Below are 18,358 nucleotides of genomic sequence, written 5' to 3' on the forward strand. Positions count from 1 at the left end.
GGGATAAAAGTTGGATACAGGCGAAGGAAGTCATTTTGAACTATCCCCGCCAAAGTACCGCCCTCAGCAATCCCCCAGACGCTTCGCGGTAAATTCATTCTTCATCTGCATCTTGCCCTGCGGCCCTGACGTAGTGATATCGGTGTGGCCCTTGTAGCTATTGCTGCCATAGCTGACCTCGCCGCTGATATCCGATACCTGCTTGCCCTCGCAGCGCATACGGTATTTGACCGTGTCGCCGCTGATGCTGTTCTCCAGCATCTTGCAGTCCTTGCTGGCCTGTCCTTGCGGTGCGCCCATTTGCTTGCTGTGGTCCTTGACGTCCTCCGGCTTGAGGCAGAATTTCACGGTCTGCGGCGGGATTTTCATATTCATGCCGGGCATATTGACCGTGGTGGTGATTTCCCACTGGCCGGCGCTGGGCTGCGGTGCGGCGAAGACGGATTGGGCAGCCAGACAGAACAGGCCGACGGCGAAAGCGCGTTGCATGACGAACTCCTTTTGCGTGGGTATGGCAACAGTGTAGACAGTTACGCTTGAGATTGGCGACCCACGCCGGCATCTAGGGAGGATCGCCCCCACGCCGAATCGCCATGCTTAATTTCCTCCGCCGTAAACCGCCTATCGATCTGGCCAGCTCGACGATCTGGCCGGCACTTGGCCGCGCCATGCCGCTGCTCGCCGGCCTGAGCGAGGCCGAATGGAACCGGCTGGAGTCGAGGATGAATACCTTCCTGGCGGAAAAAGCGATCTCCGGCGCGCATGATTTCGAGCTGGACGAAACCGTGCTGCTGACCGTGGCGGCCCAAGCCTGCCTGCCGCTGATCAATCTGGACGACAGTGCTTACCGTGGCTGGTCGGATGTGGTGATCTATCCGGCCAGTTTTATCAGCCGCGAGGCCTGGCGCGATGCAAGCGGGCTGGTACACGAAGGGGAACAACACGTCGCCGGAATGGCGCGCAGCGATGGTCCGGTGCTGTTGTCCTGGCCGGACAGCCGCCGTGGTCCGGCTTTGGATGGCCGCAATGTGGTGATCCACGAATGCGCCCACAAACTGGACATGCGCGATGACAGCGCGGCCAACGGCTTTCCGCCGCTGCATGCCGAAATGGACCGGGCCGCCTGGACCAAGGCGCTCAGCCGGGCCTATGCCGATTTCAGCCATAAGGTGGCCAATGGCTTCCCCGTCGCGATCGACCCTTATGCCGCCACCGACCCGGCCGAGTTCTTCGCCGTCGTATCGGAATACTTCTTCGAGCTGCCGCATTTGCTGCATCTCGAATATCCAGCCGTTTACGAGCAGCTCAGGCAGTTCTATCGGCAAGACCCGGGACTGCGGCTGCCGGTGATCGGGGTAGAGGAAATGGAGTGGTAAGTAGCCGCGAGGATTGATGCCGAAAATCAGCTCGCCCGCTGCTTCATGGCAGCCCGCTGTTCGCCATAATCGAGCCTGTGCTGTTTACGCAGCGCCGCCTCGTGAAAGCGGCGTTCCGCTTCGTCGCCGACCGGTTCCAATGGCGGCACGATGACCGGCTTGCCGTCGTCGCCCACCGCCACCATGGTAAAGAAACAGCTATTGGTATGGCGGACGCTGCCCTGCCGTACGTCCTCGGCCACCACCTTGATGCCCACTTCCATGGAACTGCGGCCGGTGTAGTTGACGCACGCCAGGAAGGTGACCAGCTCGCCCACGTAGATAGGCTGGGCAAAGGTGACTTGATCGACCGAAAGGGTCACCACGTAGGAGCCGGCGTAGCGGCTGGCGCAGGCATAAGCTACCTGGTCCAGCAGCTTGAGAATGGCACCGCCATGGACATTGCCGGAGAAATTGGCCATATCGGGCGTCATCAAGACCGTCATGGCCAATTCATTTCGGCGGATGGGCGTCGTCATGGCGGGGCATTCCTTGCTCGGGTTAAGGGGCAGCCCCTTCAATGGTTCACTGATGCGCCGAGATGGCCCAGAAAACGGTCCACGCCATTGCGTAGGCCGTCCACCGAGCTCAAGCCGAGCAGAAAGGCCAGGTAGCCTTCGATACGCTTGGACTCCAGCAGGAACTGGATATGCAGGAACAGTACCTGGCAATGGGGCTCGACCCCGCGTTGCGCCAGCACGTCCACGCCACGGCCGCTGCATAGGTGGGGCAGGGAGTAGCTGAAGTCCTCGGCCATGATATCCGCCAATGCCGACATGCAGGCGTTCAACAGCACATTGCCCACCTCCGCCAGTGCATCGCTACCGAGGGTGTCGATATCATCGGTCCGGTTCAGCGCGGCCAGCATCAGGCGCACCACCTCTTCGCCATCGTCGTCGGCGAACATCAGCAGCGCGTCTCCGTCGAAGCTGCCGGTAAAATGCTGGGCCACCGCATCGACGTGGCGCCATTGCGCCCAGCCTACCCGGTCATTGAGTTCCTCGATGGCGCAGAAACGCATGGCGGGCACCGACAGGCTCACCTCCTCGCCCACCAACCCGCTCATCGCGGCCGCGGCGCGCCCCACACTGATATTGAAAATCTCGCACAAGGCATCGTGCTGCAGCGGGGAAAGTTGACCGCTCATTCTCCCTCCACCAGCTCCAGCAGGCGCGCGATGGTGGCTTCGGTCACCGGCTTTTGCAGAAAATGCATGCCCAGCGCCTCGGCCCGCTGCCGTACGCTGCTCTGCACATTGGCGGTCAACACCACCACGTGGGCCTGCGGTCGCAATTGCAGGATGCGCTCGCCCGCCGCCAGGCCGGGCATACCCGGCATATTCACATCGAGGGTGACCAATTCGATGGCTTCGCGCTCGGCGATGGCGACCGCTTCCTCGCCGTTGGCGGCTTCAAAGAATGTCCAGCCAGGACGCTTTTCCTCCAGGTAAGCGCGCGCCAGCATGCGGGATACGCGGCTATCGTCGACGATCAATACGGGTTTGTTCATTTGGCCGGCACTTCCTTGTCATCACTCGCGGACTGCCCCGCCGACGCGCTTCAGGCGCTCGGTCACCCCCCATCATAGCGCATGCAAAGCGACTGGGCAGGGGGTAGGCGCGATGCTTTTTCCTGCCCTTTTGGCTTCAAACACGCTAAACCATTAGTAAGCCCTCAACCGGCGTCGCTACCGTGCGATCCACATTGCCCCTACTCCTGTACGGCCTGATATCGCTAAGCGGTAAGGCTGCCGAAAGCCTGTCGATTTGTTATGACGACTGGCCTCCCTATGCCTCCTACACGGAGGAACGCGGACATTACGGACTGACGGTCGATCTGCTGCGGGAGATCTTTGTCTCCATGAACCGCACCGTCCGTTTCCAGTCCGCCACCCAAAGCCGCTGCCTGGCCGCTGCCCGCGCCGGCCGCATCAACCTGATGCTGTTCGGCGACCAGCAGACCATGCCGGGCTGGGGCGCCACCAATGTGCCGACCGAATTTTGGCTGATCGGCGCCTGGGTACATGCCGATTCACCGCTGCGGCATTTCGACAAGCCGTCGCAGTTCCGCGGCCAACGGGTCGGCATGGTGCGCGACTATATCTACCCGGAACCGCTGGGCAGCTATCACGACTGGCAAGAAATCTACAGCGGCGACGCCATCGACAGCCTGCGCCAATTGGCGGCTAAGCGGGTCGATGTCTATTTCGACGATGTGTTCTGGACCCGCAAGAAGGTACGCAGCAAGAAATTCAGGCTGCACATGTTGCAGCCCTTGGTCGCGGCGGAAGCGCAGCGCCATATCTTCCGGCCGGAACTGGCCGAGACGATGGCGGAATTCGAACGGGAAGTGCAGCTACGCATCAAGCGGGGCGAGATGGATCTGCGCTACCGCTCGGTGATCGGCATCAGCTACGATGCCGTGCGCCGAGGCGATTACAGCAAGGCCATCGACCACGATCAGGACTAGTTTCCCGTCGGCCGCTTACTACTCATTCGAAGGAAAGCCATGCCCGTGCTCCGCGCCGAATCCGACTCCATGGGAATCATCGAGGTCGCCGCAGACCGCTACTGGGGTGCCCAGACCCAACGCTCCATCCTCAACTTCCCTATCGGCGTGTCGCGCTTCCGTTGGCAACGCCCCATCATCCGCGCCTTGGGCCTGCTCAAGCGGGCTGCCGCGGAGGCGAATGCCGAGCTGGGTGAATTGCCGGTCGACCTGGCCGCGCTGATCAGCCGTGCCGCCGATGAAGTGATAGCGGGTAGCCTGGATGAACATTTCCCGCTGGTGGTGTTCCAGACCGGTTCCGGCACCCAGTCGAATATGAACGCCAACGAGGTGATCTCCAACCGTGCCATCGAATTGGCTGGCGGGATCTTGGGCAGCAAGCAGCCGGTCCACCCCAACGACCATGTCAACCGGGGCCAGTCTTCCAACGATACTTTCCCCACCGCCATGCATATCGCAGTGGTGGAAGAAATGCAGCACCGCCTGCTGCCGGCACTGATCCGCCTGCGCGAAACCTTGCACGCCAAGTCCTGCGAGCATATTGCGCTGGTCAAGACCGGCCGTACCCATCTACAGGATGCCACGCCTATCACGCTGGGCCAGGAAATCGGCGCCTGGGTCTCGCAGCTCGACTTCGGCATGGCCACCTTGCGCGGCACCCTGCCCGGCCTGCATGACCTGGCCATCGGCGGCACGGCGGTCGGCACCGGCCTGAATGCCCATCCCGACTTTGGCGCCGCCACCGCGGCCCGCATTGCCGCCCTGACCGGCCAGCCCTTCCGTAGCGCGGACGATAAATTCTTTGCCTTGGCCGCGCACGATGCCCTGGTCAATTGCTCGGCCGCCCTGCGCACCCTGGCCGGCGGCCTGATGAAGATGGCCAACGATGTGCGCTGGCTGGCCAGCGGTCCCCGCTGCGGCATCGGCGAACTGACCATTCCGGAGAACGAGCCGGGTTCGTCCATCATGCCCGGCAAGATCAACCCCACCCAATGCGAAGCGCTGACCATGGTCTGCGTGCAGGTGTTCGGCAACGACGCCGCCGTGGCCTTCGCCGGCAGCCAGGGCAACTTCCAGTTGAACGTCTACAAGCCGGTGATGGTCCACAATGTGCTGGAGAGCATGACGCTGCTGGCGGACGCCTGCGATGCCTTCCACGACCATTGCGCCGTGGGTATAGAACCGGCGCGGGAGCGGATCGCCGACTTGCTGGCGCGCAACCTGATGCTGGTCACCGCCCTCAATCGCCATATCGGCTACGACAAGGCCGCCGAAATCGCCAAGAAGGCCCACAAGGAAGGCAGCACGTTGCAAGCCGCTGCATTGGCGCTGGGCTATGTGGATGAGGCGCAGTTCGCGCAGTGGATGGTGCCGCTGGAAATGACCCGGCCGTCCATGGCGTAAGTGCAAATGAGAGGATGGGAGAGCGTGCTGACGACTCGGTCGAGCGGGAATTAATTCCATTAATCTAGAAATGTCTTGCCAAGCCCATCTGGCTTAACTATTCTAGAAATATGGAATTGATGCAGGACCATCCTGCATCAGGCCGACTATCGACTCGTCAGGAGACGCAACATGACTTCCCCCTTGATCCAGCAGCACGGTGTCGCCATCCTCGGCGCAGGCCCTGTCGGACTGGCCGCAGCTGCCCATCTACTGTCCCGCGGCATCGTGCCTACGCTCTTCGAGGCAGGCGACGAGGTCGGCCAGAGTTTCCGGGCCGTGGCGCACGTGCCCTTATTCTCGCCGTGGCGCTACAACATTGACCACGCTTCGCGGGCCTTGCTGGAACGGGGCGGCTGGCAGCCTCCGGAACTGGATACGCTGCCGACAGCGGGTGAGCTGCAGCAGCATTACCTTCTGCCTTTGGGGCAGGCATTGACGCGTCACATCCGGTTGAACAGCCGGGTGCTATCCCTATCGCGCCATGGCATGGACAAGATCAAGACGGCTGGACGGGACCAGGCGCCATTTGTCATTCGCGTGGCGCAACATGGTGCGGTCCGTGAATACCTCGCGGGCGCGGTGATCGACGCGACCGGTACCTGGGGCAAGCCAAATCCGCTGGGTGCCAATGGACTGCCGGCCATCGACGAAGCCGAACATGGCAGCCGAATCTTCTACGGGGTCCCGGATGTGCTGAATGCGCATCGCACCCGCTACGCCGGCAAGACGATATTGGTCGTCGGTGCGGGACACTCCGCAGCCAATGCCTTGCTCAACTTGACCGAACTTAGCCAGCAGGAGGCAGGCACGCGTGTCCATTGGGCAGTGCGTGGCAACAACTTGCGCAGGGTATTCGGCGGTGGCGAGGCTGATCAATTACCCGCGCGCGGCGCTTTGGGTTCACGGCTGCAGCAGCGGATCAAAAGTGGTGAGTTGACCGTCCACAGCGAGTTTCGCATTCAGGCATTGCATGCGGCAGGACAGGAGTTGACCGTGGTGGCGGAAACACCCAGCGGCATCGTAGCGCTACCGGGTATCGACGAGATCATCTGCGCGACAGGTTCGCGGCCGGACCTGGAACTCAGCCGCGAACTGCGTGTACGGCTGGATGCCTGGCTGGAAAGCACCGAAGCGTTGGCGCCGCTGATCGATCCGAACGAGCACAGCTGCGGTACGGTGCGGCCACATGGCCATCGCGAGCTGGCGCATCCCGAGCCTGGCTTCTATATCGTCGGCGCCAAGAGCTATGGCCGCGCGCCCACCTTTCTGATGGCCACGGGTTATGAACAGGTGCGCTCAATTGCCGCCGCGCTGGCAGGCGACATGGTGGCGGCCGATGATGTTCAACTGGAATTGCCCGAGACAGGGGTATGCAACGCGCCCGTTGCCAGCGCCGCGACGACGGGCGCCTGCTGTGGCGGTCCAGCCCCGGCGGAAGCCAACGCTTGCTGCGTGCAGGATGCCGAGGCCAAGCAGGCGGGCAAGGCGGGTTGCGGCTGCGGTATTCAACCGGCGGAACCCCTTCGGGCCAAAGCCTCGACTTGCTGCTGAGCGCGCACGATGCCATCGACCATCCGGACAGGGCTTCGCTCGCCTTTGTGGCTATTGGCGCCAGGACAGGTGATTTCATGGGGGACGCTCTACTACGGCATCACCTTCCTGGCCCAGCCCATGCATCTGGCAACGGGCTGGAGCCTGTCCTTTATCTTCAGCGCCTATTCGGCCGGGCTATTGGTGGCGGCGCTGTGCGCACCGCTCGCCGGCCGGCTGCTGGTTCGCCATGGTGGGCGCTGGGGCTTGAGCCTGGGATCGGTACTGGCTGCCGTCAGCCTCACGGGCATAGCCGTGGCCAGCCATCCCGTCTTGTTCCTGTCGGCTTGGCTGGTCGCCGGCGCCGCGATGTCGCTTACCTTGTACGAAGCGGCATTCACGGCCTTGCGCGCGTATTCCGATGCTGGTTTCCGGCGGGCAATGACCACCTTGACCCTGGTGGGCGGTTTCGCCAGCACGGTGTTCTGGCCGTTGTCTTATTGGCTTGAGGCGCATTTCGGCTGGCAACCAACGCTGCTGGTGTTTGCCGCACTGCATGTCCTGGTCTGCCTGCCGCTGCATCGCTTATTGCCTGCGCACATGGTGCATCCCAATCCTCTCGCGAGTGTTTCCGCGGCTACCGCAAACAGCGCCGCGCTACTGCGTTCCGCCGCATTTTGGGGGCTGGCGATCGCCATTGCCACGACGGCCTTGGTATCGGGTGCGCTTTCGGCACACGCCGGTCAGTTGCTCACCAGTCGTGGCGTGGATCAGGCGACCTTGCTGCTGGCGGTCAGCCTGTTTGGCCCCATGCAAGTCGCGGGCCGCGTCATCGACATGGCATTTGCACAAAAGCTGTCGGTGCGGTGGAGCGGCTATGTCGCCCACCTGATCCTACCGCTGGCAATCTGCCTGCTTGCCTTTACCCAGTTCGAGCCGCGCCTGGCTTTCTTGTTTGCGGCGCTCTATGGGGCTGGCAATGGTGTTCTGACCATCGTACGCGGCATGGCACCGGCGGAGCTGTTGGGCCAGGCCGCCTATGGCTCGGCACTCGGCTGGGTTTCCGCTCCCGGCTTGATGGCAAGAGCCATCGCACCCGCCTTGGCGGCCTTCACCCTGGAACACTGGGGCCATGCCGCCACCTTGGCTTGGCTGATCGTCATCGGCTTTGGCGGGCTTGCCGCCTTCATGTATGCCTACCGGGCTACACATCTACCCATTCCGCGCGACGCCCGCGTCGCAGCTACCTGAAAGCCACCCCATGGAATCCTTCGACGTCATCATTATCGGTGCCGGCCAGGCTGGCTTGGCTGCGGGCCACTATTTGCAAGGCACCGGCTACCGCTTTCAGATATTGGAGGCGGGCGAGCGAGCCAGCGGTGCCTGGCGCGGCTACTACGACAGCCTGACGCTGTTCTCCCCAGCGAAATACTCCAGCTTACCGGGCCGGGCATTTCCGGGTGATCCGGATCGTTACCCCAAGCGGGATGAGGTGGCGGACTATTTGGAAGGGTATGCGGCGCATTTCAAGCTGCCGATTCAATATGGCCGGCGCGTCGAAGCTGTACAGCGCAATGGCGAGCGCTTTATGCTGCGTTGCGCCGACGGAAGCCGATTCCAGGCCAGCGCGGTGATTGTCGCATCCGGGGCATTCGGCACGCCCTATACGCCGGCTATTCCGGGACTCGATCGATTCCAGGGCCGGCAGCTACACAGTGGCCAGTATCGCAACCCTGCCGACTTCACCGGCAAGCGCGTGGTGGTAATCGGTGGTGCTAATTCGGGCGTGCAGATCGCCCACGAGTTGGCCCCCATTGCCAAGGTCACGCTGGCGAGCCGTCGGCCGATCAAATTTTTCCCGCAACGGATACTGGGATTGGACTTTCACTTCTGGCTTAGCCTGACCAGGTTGGAACGGACGCGCTGGCTGGATGACCAGAGCACCCCGGTACTGGATGACGGCAGCTACCAGCGGGCGATCAAGGCTGGTGTGCCAGAACGGCGACCAATGTTCCGCGAAGCGACCGAGAACGGCGTGGTATGGGCGGACGGGCGCCACGAGCGGGTAGATGCACTGCTGTTTGCAACCGGGTTCCGGCCCCATGCGCCTTACTTGGCGAACTTGGGCGTGATGGAAGCAGATGGGGGATTGCGGCAGCAAAATGGGATCGCCATCGATGTGCCGGGCTTGTACTTTGTGGGGCTGTCGAAGCAGCGGAATTTTGCGTCGGCGACGCTGCGCGGGGTGGGGCCCGACGCAGCATACATTGTGGACAGGATCAGCCTTCGCTTGAAGCTTCACCCCTTTGCGCACCGTCGCGAAGCAGCCATCCGAACACAATAGTTGCCGTAAGCGCGCCTCCCAGCTGCGCGACGATAAAGCCCGGCGCGTCGGCCGGCCGGATGCCGGCAAAGGTATCGGTGGCGGCGCGAGCCAGCGTGACCGCCGGGTTGGCGAACGAGGTCGAGGAAGTAAACCAGTAAGCCGCGACGATGTAGGAAGCCGCGGCAAAGGGCACCGCCTCCGGGCGGCTACGCGAGCAGCCGAAAATCACGGCCAGCAGGCCGAAGGTGGCGATGAACTCGCTCCACCATTGAGACGGGCCGGTGCGGATATGTTGGGATGCGAAGAACAGCGGCTCATTGAACATGCCATGGGCAGCCGCGACGCCACAAAAAGCGCCGATGATCTGCACCAAAGCATACAGCCCGGCGTCCTTGCCGCCCAGTTCACGGCGTAATACGGCCGCCAGCGTCACCGCCGGGTTGAAGTGGGCGCCCGAGACAGCACCAAAGGTAAGGATCAGCGCAATCAGGCCCCCCCCCGTCGCGAGGGAATTGGCCAGCAGCGCAACAGCGACGTTCCCTCCAGACAGACGCTCGGCCATGATGCCTGAGCCGACAACAACGGCCAGCAGAAAGCTGGTGCCCAGCCATTCGGCGAGCAAACGACGACGTAAATCCATTACTGCTCCCTCAACTTGCGTGGTTCATGGTGCAAAAACATACGATCCCCTTATGCGCCAATCAGGCCAATGCGATCGAGTTCGGGCTTGAGCTTGGCTTTGTCGGCAAGTACATCCGCGGGCAGGGCCAGGAAGGCTTCAATCCGACCGCGCAAGATGCGGTAAGCCTTCTCGAACGCCGCGTCGATTTCCGCATCGGTTCCGCTTGCATGGGCAGGGTCTTCGACACCCCAATGCGCACGCAGGACAGGGCCCAGGTAGGCCGGGCAGGTCTCGCCGGCCGCGCTACCGCAGACCGTGATCACGACGTCGGGCGTAATGGGGAGCTTGTCCCAGGACTTGCTGTGCAAACCCTCGGTCGAGATGCCTTCGCGCGCCAGCAAGGCAAGCGAGCGGGGATGGACATAGCCGGCCGGCTTGCTGCCGGCGCTGATCGCGCGGATGCCTTCAGGAGCAAGCGCGTTGATCGTGGCTTCAGCCAGGATGGAACGGCAGGAGTTACCGGTGCACAAAATCAGGATGTTCACGGACGGCTCACTTACAGGAGAGGGAGGAAAGGGGTTTGCAGGAAGCGGTGTTATCCAGCTCCGGGCATTGTTCGGGGTGTCCGCCGCAGCAGTGGTCGGCCAGGAAGCGGGTCACATCGCGCATCAGAACCAGATTGGCGCGATAACGCTGGAAGCGGCCTTCCTGCGCCACGGTCACCAACCCGGCTTGGCTCAGGTTCTTGAGGTGAAAAGACAGGTTTGATGGCGGCAGATCCAATCGACTGGCCAGCTCACCGGCGACCAGCCCGTTGGGACCGGCCGCGACCAGCAGCAGATAGACATCGAGCCTGGCGCTGGACGACAGGGCCTCAAAGGCATGCAGTACGGTAGGTTTGTCCATGCGCCGACAACGTTTCAAATTTATTTGAAATGTTAGGTTTTAAAAAAGATCAGCTGCAACAGCTGGTCTCGTCGCTAGCCGCGCCAGCGGCAGTACAGCAATTCTCGGTCATAAAGCTCAACAGGCTGCCCATGGTCTGGTAGTTGGCGGAGTAGTGGATGAACCGCCCTTCCTGCCGTGCGTCGATCAGGCTGGCCCGCGTCAGTTCCTTCAGGTGGAAGGACAGCGTCGCCGGCGGAATATCCAGCGCCTCACCAATCTTACCCACGGTCATCCCCTGCGGGCCTTGGACGATCAGCAGCCGGAAGATTGCCAGGCGGGACTCTTGGGCAAGGGCGGCAAGGAGGGTGACGACAGCCTTATTTTCCATATTTCAACTTTACTCGAAATATGGAATCGAGGTCAAATTGGATGGTGTGATTCAGCGGCGCAGCAGATCAACAGTGCAACGCATAAGCATCTAGCTTGAGGTGACGGGCAGAAGACAGCGCACTTGCTTTGTGGCTTAGATAGACCAAACCTGGAGGGTTGATATCAACATGCCACTCACACCTGAGAAACAAACCGGAGGGTTCCTCCTGCGTCTTCGCAAGCAAGACACGCCAACGGCGGTCAGCACTGCAACGGTTGAGCGTCTGATGACATTCACCGGCCTGAGCAAAACTGATGTTGCTCACTTAGCCCTCAGAGAAATGGCAGAACGCTATCTGCCGAAGTGCGAGGAGGACGACGGGGCGCTCACAGCCACTCAAATCCAAGCTATTCGTGAAGCAAGCTCAGCTAGGAATACGCCTGATGAGAAATTCTGGAAAAGACTTTTAATAAATGACGAATCAAAACAAAAATCATAAATTCACTCCCCTTCCTTCGTACCGACAACTGGGCGCCCCCTGGAAGTCAGCCGAGTCTTCGCAGGCGCACGCACGTCAACGACCTGTGTAAGCATGCACTCCACTTCTTCAAGCTTGGCTTGAAAGCTACCCCGGTCGATCACGTCTTCTTCAGGCGTAGCAGCAAGCATCGCCTGAAGGGCTGCACGCTCGGCCAATAGCATTGTGAATTGCTTCTGATCCATCATGTCACGAGTTCGGGCGGGAGGATGACAACTTGAAGGTAGGACCCGGTCGGGACAATGTAGTTGCCTAATACCGTCCCGAACCATTCAACGCGCCGAATAAATAAGGCCACTCTCGGGAAACGCCCGATTGGGAGAGATGCCCCTTGCAGGGTCAAGCTCACGATTTAAGCGTCGGACGTCTCCCTACACCCCTGCTTCGTGCGCCTGCTGATCCGCATGGTAACTGGACCGCACCATCGCACCCACGGCGGCATGCTTGAAGCCCATCCGGTAGGCTTCTGCCTCGAAGAACTTGAAGCGCTCCGGGGTGACATAGCGCAACACCGGCAAATGGCTATTCGATGGCGCCAGGTACTGGCCGATGGTGATCATATCGATATCGTGCGCGCGCATATCGCGCATCACTTCGAGAATCTCATCGTCGGTCTCGCCCAGGCCGACCATGATGCCGCTCTTGGTGGCCACATTCGGGTTGCGCGCCTTGTAGTCTTTCAGCAGCTTGAGCGAATGCAGGTAATCGGAACCGGGGCGTGCCTGCTTGTACAGGCGGGGCGCGGTTTCCAGATTGTGGTTCATCACATCCGGCGCGGTATGGCTGAGGATATCGATGGCGACATCCAGGCGACCACGGAAGTCCGGCACCAGCACTTCGATCTGGGTCTGGGGCGACAGTTCGCGGCTCAGCTGGATGCAATCGGCGAAGTGCTGTGCACCGCCGTCGCGCAAATCGTCTCTATCCACCGAGGTGATCACCACGTACTTCAGCCGCAGGGCGGCGATGGTTTCCGCCAGGTGGCGCGGTTCGTTCTGGTCGAGCGGATTGGGGCGGCCATGGCCCACGTCGCAAAACGGGCAGCGACGGGTGCAGATGTCGCCCATGATCATAAAGGTGGCCGTGCCCTTGCCGAAGCACTCCCCGATATTGGGACAGCTGGCCTCTTCGCACACCGTATGCAATTTCTGCTCGCGCAGGATGTTCTTGATCTCGTAGAAACGGGTACCGCTAGGCGCCTTGACGCGGATCCAGTCGGGCTTTTCCAGCGGCTTGTCCAGCGGCACGATCTTGATCGGGATACGGGCGGTCTTGGCTTCGCCCTTGAGCTTGACGCCTTGTTCGGCTTTGGCGGGCGGAGTGGTGACGACGGGCGAGGACATGCGTAACTCTTTCTGGATAACGATCTGGTAGGGCCTGCTATAGGCGCATATTACGCAGCGGGTCCGGCGCTCAAGGCATAGTCGGCTACCGAAGCGGTGCCTTCCAGCGCGAGCAAGGCGTTGATTTTAGCGGCCAAACGCGGCGCAAGCGAGGCCGGGGTTTCCGTTACGCCAAGATCGCGCAACTGCGTCACCGCCAAACCCGCATAGCCGCAGGGATTGATCCAGCCGAACGGTCCCAGGTCCATGGCGACGTTCAGCGCCAGGCCATGGTAACTACGGCCCTGTTTGATGCGTAGACCCAGGCTGGCGATCTTGGCTTCACCGTGCGGCAGGGCGACATACACCCCCGGCGCATCCACCTTGCCATATGCCGTCACACCCAGTTCGGCCAGCAGCTCGATCAGGCTTTGCTCGATGCGGCGCACGAATTCGCGCACACCCAGCTTGCGGCGGCCCAGGTCCACCATCAGATAAGCCACCAATTGGCCGGGGCCATGGTAGGTCACTTGGCCACCACGGTCGATGGGGACCAGGGGAATATCGCCTTGTTGCAACACATGTTCCGGCTTGCCGGCTTGGCCCTGGGTAAAAACCGGCGGATGCTCGAGCAGCCACAGTTCATCCACGCTGTCGGCATCGCGGGTGTTGGTCAGCGCCTGCATGGCGCGCCAGGTGGGTTCGTACTCGACCAGGCCGAGTTGCTTGACGATCAATTCCATGGCTTCTGCGTGCTAGCTCTATAAAACGTACTTGACCATGGGGTGGCTGGTAAGCGCGCGGTAGATATCATCCAATTGCGCTTGCGAGACCGCATTGACGGTCACCGTCAACGAAACATAGTTGCCGCCGGAACTGGCCCGCATTTCGATGTCGGACGCGCCGATATCGGCCGCATGGACGTGCACCAGATCGAAAATCGTTTGCGAAAACGTCTCATCCTGCTTCCCCATCACCTTGATGGGGAAACGGCAGGGGAATTCCAGCAGGGGCTTCTGCTCGGTCATGTTTATTCCTTTCCTTGGCGCATCACTTGATGCTTGAAATCCTGGTACAAACCATCCATGCGCCGTGCCAGCGGGCCGACCGCACCACTGCCGACCGGCTGGCCATCCAGCTTGACGATGGCCAGCACCTCCTTGGTGGAGCTGGTCATCCAGAGCTCGTCGGCACTACGTACTTCCGCTTCGCTGATGGGCCGGATTTCCAATGCCAGGCCATGCGTCCGCGCCAGCTCGATCACCAGGTCGTAGGTAATGCCGGGCAGGATCAGGTGATTCTTGGGCGGGCAGGCAATCACACCTTGCCGTACCACGAAGATATTGCTTGCCGCACCTTCGCTAAGCATGCCGTCGCGGAACATCACGCATTCGGCGCAGTCCGCCTGTCTGGCTGCTTCGCGCAATAGCACGGTGGGCAGCAGATTGAGTGATTTGATATCGCAGCGCAGCCAGCGGAAATCGGCATGGCTGATGGCACTGACGCCCCGTGCCTTCTGCTCGGCACTGGGCATGACCAGGCGACTGGGATTGATCAGCACCGTCGGCGCGACATCGTCCGGGAAGGGGAAGTCTCGCTCGCCGTTGCCGCCGCGGGTGACATGCAGATAGACCGACTGGTCCTCATAATCCTGCAGTGCGATCGCTTGCCGCACCAAGGACTGCCAATGCTCCGGCGCGTAGGGGTTGGCCAGGCCGATACTGGCCAGGCTGGCCGCCAAACGGGCGATATGCTCTTCCAACCGGAACGGATGGCGCGAATAGACCGGAATAACCTCGTATACGCCATCACCGAACAGACAGCCACGGTCGAGCGCCGAGATGGTGGCCTGGGCAGCGGGCATGAAACTGCCGTTCAGATAGAGCATGGGGCATTCCTCCTGGCTAGCTGCCCGGCAAGGCCGGCAGGGTTTTTTGCAGCGTCAGCGAGGTCTTGCTGACTTGGTAGCCGAGGCCGGCATAGAAACGGTGGGCATCGGTACGAACAATATTGCTGCGCAATTGCGCGATTTCCAGCCCCCGGCCGCCGCCCCAGTTTTCGGCGGCCGCCATAAGCCGCGCGCCCAGCCCGTGACCACGGCTGGCACTCGCCACCACCAGTCCCAGTATCTCCAGCTTGCAGCCTGACTCCAGCGTGTCACGCTCGGCGGCATGCAACCAGCCGCACACCTCGCCCTCAAGCTGCGCCACCAGGACGATATGGTCGTCGCGCGGCAGCAACCGTGCCAACGACCCCTCCAGCTCCGCCTGCGTCCTGGCATAACCCAGCTCGCCCGCCAGCGCTGCCAGGACGGCCGCATCGGCCGGCTCGGCAGGGCGTACGGTGGCGCTGCCCGCTAGTTCAACCACAACTTGACGCCATCGACCGTACGGCCGAAGAAACCGGCCTGCGGCACCGCCGCCAGCGCCTTCAAGGGCAATTCGGCCAGCGGCTGGCCATCCACGGTCAGCTTGATGCTGCCCAGTACCTGGCCGGCGGCGATTGGCGCCACCAGTTTGGGCTGCAGCAGGATCTGCTTTTGCACCCGGCTGCCGGCGCCCTTGGCCAGGGTAGCGAATTGATCGCGATCGAAACCGACCGCCACCTGCTCGCTGGCGCCCTTGTAGACACGCACCTGGCTGACCGCCTGGCGGGCGCTGAACAGTTTGGGCGTATCGAAGAACTGCAGGCCAAAGCCCAGCAGGCGCGCGCTTTCGGAAGCACGGGTGTTGTCGGAATCCGTTCCCAGCACCACGCTGACGACGCGGCGATCCTGTTGATGCTTGCTGGAGATCAGGCAGTAGCCGGCGCTTTCGGTATGGCCGGTCTTCATGCCATCCACATTGGGATCGCGGTACAACAGCTGGTTGCGATTGGGCTGGGTGATATTGTTGTAGCGGTACTCCTTCATCGAATAGATGGGGTAGTACTGCGGAAAATCGCGAATGACCGCACTGGCCAATATGGCCAAGTCACGGGCGGTGGTGTAATGCTGCGCATCGGGCAGGCCGGTCGAGTTCATGAAGTGGCTGTTCTTCATGCCCAGCTTGGCGGCCTGCTGGTTCATCATGCCGGCGAAGGTTTCCTCGCTGCCGGCGATGGCTTCCGCCAGCGTGATACAGGCATCGTTGCCGCTCTGCACGATCATGCCGCGGATCAGTTCATCCACCGTGGCCGGTTTTTTCGGATCGAGGAACATGCGCGAACCCTCGGTCTTCCAGCCCTTCTGGGACACGGTCAACTGCTGGGTGGGCTGGATACGGCCATCCTGGATCGCCTTGAAGGTCAGGTAGGCGGTCATCAGCTTGGTCAGCGACGCGGGTTCGATGCGATTGTCGGGCTGCTTGGCGGCCAGGGTGGCGCCGCTATGGTAATCAACCAGCAGGTAGGCGCGCGCCGACAAATCGGGCGCGGCCGGAGCCGGCAGGGCCGTGGCATGGGCCGCCAGCGACAAGGCCGTAACGAGGGCAATCAGGGATTTTTTCATCAGGGGCTTTACTGGAGCAAGGTAGCGCGGGAAGCGCCGATTATAAATGAAATGACCTGCAGGGCCGTGATAGCCATTTGCGCTGAGCATGGATCGAATTGGTCCACTTCAGCTTGAACCTGTACGGGCGTGAGAGTTCCTGGTCGCGCTAGCTTGCTTGCAACGCCGTTGCTGACCGCTTGACACCCTCCCCCACCCCTCGCTAACGCTGGCCAGCCTCGAGGCCGGAAAAGAGGGTTTATCAGCCCACTTAATGATAATGATGCTCAATCAAGCCCGCTCAAACCAAACTTACTGGCACTGCTACCACAACCCTGCCTTGCTGGCACGCGTGCTGTCCGTGGTGCAAACCCGCCACCTGCAATCCGCAGAGGTGGAGTTGCATATAGACCTGTATCGGCAGCGGGACAAAACTGCCCCTGTGCTGATACTGAATCACGGAGGCGGTGGCTATGGCGGTTTGTTTGTTGGCCTGGCGCTGGCTTTTTATGAACAGGGCTATACGGTCATCGTGCCTGACCAGAAAGGCCAGGGCCGTTCTGGCGGCGAGATGGGGGACTTCACGGTGGCCGAGGCGGTCCAAAACATCGTCGATGTAGCAGCCTGGGCCAGGCAAGAATTCAATGGTTTACTATATCTGTGCGGTGGCAGCATAGGCGGTGGCCTGACTTATGCCGCGGCAGCTGCAATGGCGACTCAGGGAAAGCCGCCGGTTGCCGCAGTCTGCCTGAACCTGTTTGACTTCGGCGACCCGGTTACTGGCCTGGCATTTACCCGCTTTGCGATCTTGGCAAAAATTCCCGGCCTGCCCAAAGTCTGCAGAACCATCATTGGCCTGCTCGCAAAACTGACACCAGGTATGCGCCTGCCCTACCGTCCACTCGCGCGTTTTGAAAACATGATGGATGAACGCGACCTGGCAATGGATTTTTATGCCAAATGGCGAGCCGACCCGCTGACGCTGCGCACCGTCACGGCACGCTACTTAGCCAGTATGCTGGATACTGCTTTTGCGATACCGCTGGAAGAAAATAGCCAGGTACCGGTACTGGTTATCAACCAGAAGCGCGACAAAATGATCAAGCCACAATTGACGCTGGATTGTTACCGCCGCCTGTCAGGTCAAAAAGCCTATGCCGAAATTGACTGGGGGCATTTCTCCTTGCAGCCAGAGTTCAACAATGAACTGATTGCCCTGGGCGAACAATGGCTGGGCAAGCGCAATATCAACTCGCCGTAAACTGCACTTTCACCTGCAGGCGGAACGGCTTCAAGTCGGACGGCACGGCACTGGTGCGCAGACTGGCGGCGGGTCCCAAGGGTCCACTCCTGCTTGAACAAGCGTGGGTGCGAGAGTTCCTTGCTCCAGTAGCTTGGTGGCAATGTTGCTGCCGACAGCATCAAGGATGCCGCGAAATATGTTTCCCCGTGGTACGCCAAACACGCCTCAATTCGGCATAATGACAATCATGCGTACCGCCACCTATCACATACTCGCAGAGTGGGACGAAGTCGCCGCCGTATGGGTTGCCACTTCGGATGATGTGCCTGGACTGGCGACGGAAGCGCCATCGGTCGATACATTGCTGCAAAAGCTCGACCTTATGATTCCCGAGTTGCTTGAACTCAATGGTTGCGCGGTTACCGATACCGCTCCTTTCGAACTAGTCGTACATCGACACGCGCGTGGTATGCGCCGCGCTGCCTAGTCATGCCGGGATACACACCAGATTTGATTGCTTTGCTCCGCGCAGCCGGTTGTTGCTTTGTTCGTTCCGGCAAGGGCGATCACCAGATCTGGTATTCCCCGACAAATGACCGCAATTTCGTGGTCGATTCCGACATCAAGTCGCGCCATACCGCCAACGCGGTCCTTAAGCAAGCGGGCCTGCCTAAACACTTCTAGA

25 protein-coding genes are annotated in these 18,358 nt (G+C 61.1%); 10 read left to right on the forward strand and 15 right to left on the reverse strand.

All coding sequences use genetic code 11. The features are described from left to right. Window positions 1–63 precede the first annotated feature (63 nt). Window positions 64–489, reverse strand: coding sequence for a DUF3617 domain-containing protein (locus FNU76_RS06775; protein ID WP_144277476.1), 426 nt, complete (start codon window positions 487–489; stop codon window positions 64–66). A 104-nt stretch (window positions 490–593) separates the two neighbouring features. On the opposite strand from FNU76_RS06775, the gene FNU76_RS06780 reads away from it, so the two are divergent. Further along, on the forward strand, window positions 594–1,376 hold the full coding sequence (locus FNU76_RS06780) for a M90 family metallopeptidase (RefSeq protein WP_144277477.1): 783 nt from the start codon (window positions 594–596) through the stop codon (window positions 1,374–1,376). Window positions 1,377–1,402: 26 nt separating this feature from the next. Here the strand turns inward: FNU76_RS06780 and FNU76_RS06785 are convergent, their stop codons facing one another. From FNU76_RS06785 to FNU76_RS06795, 3 genes are read right to left on the reverse strand one after another with little or no spacing between them, the layout of a single operon-like run. Beyond that, window positions 1,403–1,894: an acyl-CoA thioesterase gene (locus FNU76_RS06785; protein WP_144277478.1), complete on the reverse strand. Its 492-nt coding sequence runs from the start codon at window positions 1,892–1,894 to the stop codon at window positions 1,403–1,405. 38 nt (window positions 1,895–1,932) lie between these two features. Beyond that, window positions 1,933–2,562 carry a chemotaxis protein CheC gene (locus FNU76_RS06790; protein ID WP_144277479.1) on the reverse strand — a complete coding sequence of 210 codons (630 nt, stop codon included), beginning with the start codon at window positions 2,560–2,562 and terminating at the stop codon, window positions 1,933–1,935. After that, the gene (locus FNU76_RS06795; protein WP_144277480.1) at window positions 2,559–2,924 is read right to left on the reverse strand and encodes a response regulator; all 366 of its coding nucleotides are present in this window, start codon (window positions 2,922–2,924) and stop codon (window positions 2,559–2,561) included. The genes FNU76_RS06790 and FNU76_RS06795 overlap by 4 nt, the downstream gene beginning before the upstream one ends. Before the next feature lie 182 nt (window positions 2,925–3,106). Between FNU76_RS06795 and FNU76_RS06800 the strand changes: the two genes are divergently transcribed. The 5 genes from FNU76_RS06800 to FNU76_RS06820 all read left to right on the forward strand — a co-directional run bounded on the left by FNU76_RS06800 (window position 3,107) and on the right by FNU76_RS06820 (window position 9,242). Further along, complete coding sequence (locus tag FNU76_RS06800) at window positions 3,107–3,883, forward strand: substrate-binding periplasmic protein (protein WP_144277481.1); 777 nt, start codon at window positions 3,107–3,109, stop codon at window positions 3,881–3,883. Between the two features lie 39 nt (window positions 3,884–3,922). Continuing rightward, a complete protein-coding gene (gene fumC, locus FNU76_RS06805) occupies window positions 3,923–5,326 on the forward strand; it encodes a class II fumarate hydratase (RefSeq protein ID WP_144277482.1) in 1,404 nt (467 codons plus the stop codon). 171 nt (window positions 5,327–5,497) lie between these two features. Beyond that, window positions 5,498–6,919 carry an NAD(P)-binding domain-containing protein gene (locus tag FNU76_RS06810; protein ID WP_144277483.1) on the forward strand — a complete coding sequence of 474 codons (1,422 nt, stop codon included), beginning with the start codon at window positions 5,498–5,500 and terminating at the stop codon, window positions 6,917–6,919. 9 nt (window positions 6,920–6,928) lie between these two features. Next, complete coding sequence (locus FNU76_RS06815; RefSeq protein WP_144277484.1) at window positions 6,929–8,149, forward strand: MFS transporter; 1,221 nt, start codon at window positions 6,929–6,931, stop codon at window positions 8,147–8,149. Window positions 8,150–8,159: 10 nt separating this feature from the next. Beyond that, window positions 8,160–9,242: a flavin-containing monooxygenase gene (locus FNU76_RS06820; RefSeq protein WP_144277485.1), complete on the forward strand. Its 1,083-nt coding sequence runs from the start codon at window positions 8,160–8,162 to the stop codon at window positions 9,240–9,242. On the opposite strand, the gene FNU76_RS06825 is transcribed toward FNU76_RS06820, so the two are convergent. Genes FNU76_RS06825 through FNU76_RS06840 form a run of 4 tightly spaced genes read right to left on the reverse strand, consistent with a single transcriptional unit; the run spans window position 9,178 to window position 11,122 of the window. After that, window positions 9,178–9,864 (reverse strand): aquaporin, encoded by a 687-nt coding sequence (locus tag FNU76_RS06825; RefSeq protein ID WP_144277486.1) that lies wholly within the window; start codon window positions 9,862–9,864, stop codon window positions 9,178–9,180. The two genes, FNU76_RS06820 and FNU76_RS06825, sit on opposite strands and share 65 nt — an antisense overlap. 50 nt (window positions 9,865–9,914) lie before the next feature. Beyond that, a complete protein-coding gene (locus FNU76_RS06830; RefSeq protein WP_144277487.1) occupies window positions 9,915–10,391 on the reverse strand; it encodes an arsenate reductase ArsC in 477 nt (158 codons plus the stop codon). A gap of 7 nt (window positions 10,392–10,398) precedes the next feature. Then, complete coding sequence (locus FNU76_RS06835; RefSeq protein ID WP_144277488.1) at window positions 10,399–10,752, reverse strand: ArsR/SmtB family transcription factor; 354 nt, start codon at window positions 10,750–10,752, stop codon at window positions 10,399–10,401. A gap of 49 nt (window positions 10,753–10,801) precedes the next feature. Further along, window positions 10,802–11,122, reverse strand: a complete 321-nt coding sequence (locus FNU76_RS06840) for an ArsR/SmtB family transcription factor (RefSeq protein WP_144277489.1) — start codon at window positions 11,120–11,122, stop codon at window positions 10,802–10,804. A 169-nt stretch (window positions 11,123–11,291) separates the two neighbouring features. On the opposite strand from FNU76_RS06840, the gene FNU76_RS06845 reads away from it, so the two are divergent. Continuing rightward, the gene (locus tag FNU76_RS06845; RefSeq protein WP_144277490.1) at window positions 11,292–11,603 is read left to right on the forward strand and encodes a hypothetical protein; all 312 of its coding nucleotides are present in this window, start codon (window positions 11,292–11,294) and stop codon (window positions 11,601–11,603) included. Between the two features lie 2 nt (window positions 11,604–11,605). Here the strand turns inward: FNU76_RS06845 and FNU76_RS06850 are convergent, their stop codons facing one another. The 7 genes from FNU76_RS06850 to FNU76_RS06880 form a co-directional block, all read right to left on the reverse strand. Further along, entirely contained in the window at window positions 11,606–11,830 is a 225-nt protein-coding gene (locus FNU76_RS06850; RefSeq protein ID WP_144277491.1) for a hypothetical protein, read from the reverse strand. A 183-nt stretch (window positions 11,831–12,013) separates the two neighbouring features. Next, window positions 12,014–12,985, reverse strand: coding sequence for a lipoyl synthase (gene lipA, locus FNU76_RS06855; RefSeq protein WP_144277492.1), 972 nt, complete (start codon window positions 12,983–12,985; stop codon window positions 12,014–12,016). A 50-nt stretch (window positions 12,986–13,035) separates the two neighbouring features. After that, a complete protein-coding gene (lipB, locus tag FNU76_RS06860; RefSeq protein WP_144277493.1) occupies window positions 13,036–13,707 on the reverse strand; it encodes a lipoyl(octanoyl) transferase LipB in 672 nt (223 codons plus the stop codon). Window positions 13,708–13,725: 18 nt separating this feature from the next. Next, on the reverse strand, window positions 13,726–13,992 hold the full coding sequence (locus FNU76_RS06865; protein ID WP_144277494.1) for an HP0495 family protein: 267 nt from the start codon (window positions 13,990–13,992) through the stop codon (window positions 13,726–13,728). Window positions 13,993–13,994: 2 nt separating this feature from the next. After that, window positions 13,995–14,852, reverse strand: coding sequence for a D-amino acid aminotransferase (locus FNU76_RS06870; RefSeq protein ID WP_144277495.1), 858 nt, complete (start codon window positions 14,850–14,852; stop codon window positions 13,995–13,997). Window positions 14,853–14,868: 16 nt separating this feature from the next. Next, complete coding sequence (locus tag FNU76_RS06875; protein ID WP_179958379.1) at window positions 14,869–15,333, reverse strand: GNAT family N-acetyltransferase; 465 nt, start codon at window positions 15,331–15,333, stop codon at window positions 14,869–14,871. Then, window positions 15,321–16,451, reverse strand: coding sequence for a D-alanyl-D-alanine carboxypeptidase family protein (locus FNU76_RS06880; RefSeq protein ID WP_144277497.1), 1,131 nt, complete (start codon window positions 16,449–16,451; stop codon window positions 15,321–15,323). The genes FNU76_RS06875 and FNU76_RS06880 overlap by 13 nt, the downstream gene beginning before the upstream one ends. Window positions 16,452–16,704: 253 nt before the next feature. Between FNU76_RS06880 and FNU76_RS06885 the strand changes: the two genes are divergently transcribed. The 3 genes from FNU76_RS06885 to FNU76_RS25195 all read left to right on the forward strand — a co-directional run bounded on the left by FNU76_RS06885 (window position 16,705) and on the right by FNU76_RS25195 (window position 18,357). Next, the gene (locus FNU76_RS06885) at window positions 16,705–17,691 is read left to right on the forward strand and encodes an alpha/beta fold hydrolase (RefSeq protein WP_144277498.1); all 987 of its coding nucleotides are present in this window, start codon (window positions 16,705–16,707) and stop codon (window positions 17,689–17,691) included. Window positions 17,692–17,920: 229 nt separating this feature from the next. Next, complete coding sequence (locus FNU76_RS06890) at window positions 17,921–18,160, forward strand: DUF1902 domain-containing protein (protein WP_144277499.1); 240 nt, start codon at window positions 17,921–17,923, stop codon at window positions 18,158–18,160. Between the two features lie 2 nt (window positions 18,161–18,162). Further along, entirely contained in the window at window positions 18,163–18,357 is a 195-nt protein-coding gene (locus FNU76_RS25195; protein WP_144277500.1) for a type II toxin-antitoxin system HicA family toxin, read from the forward strand. Window position 18,358 lies beyond the last annotated feature (1 nt).

Source organism: Chitinimonas arctica, assembly GCF_007431345.1.
GTDB lineage: Bacteria > Pseudomonadota > Gammaproteobacteria > Burkholderiales > Chitinimonadaceae > Chitinimonas > Chitinimonas arctica.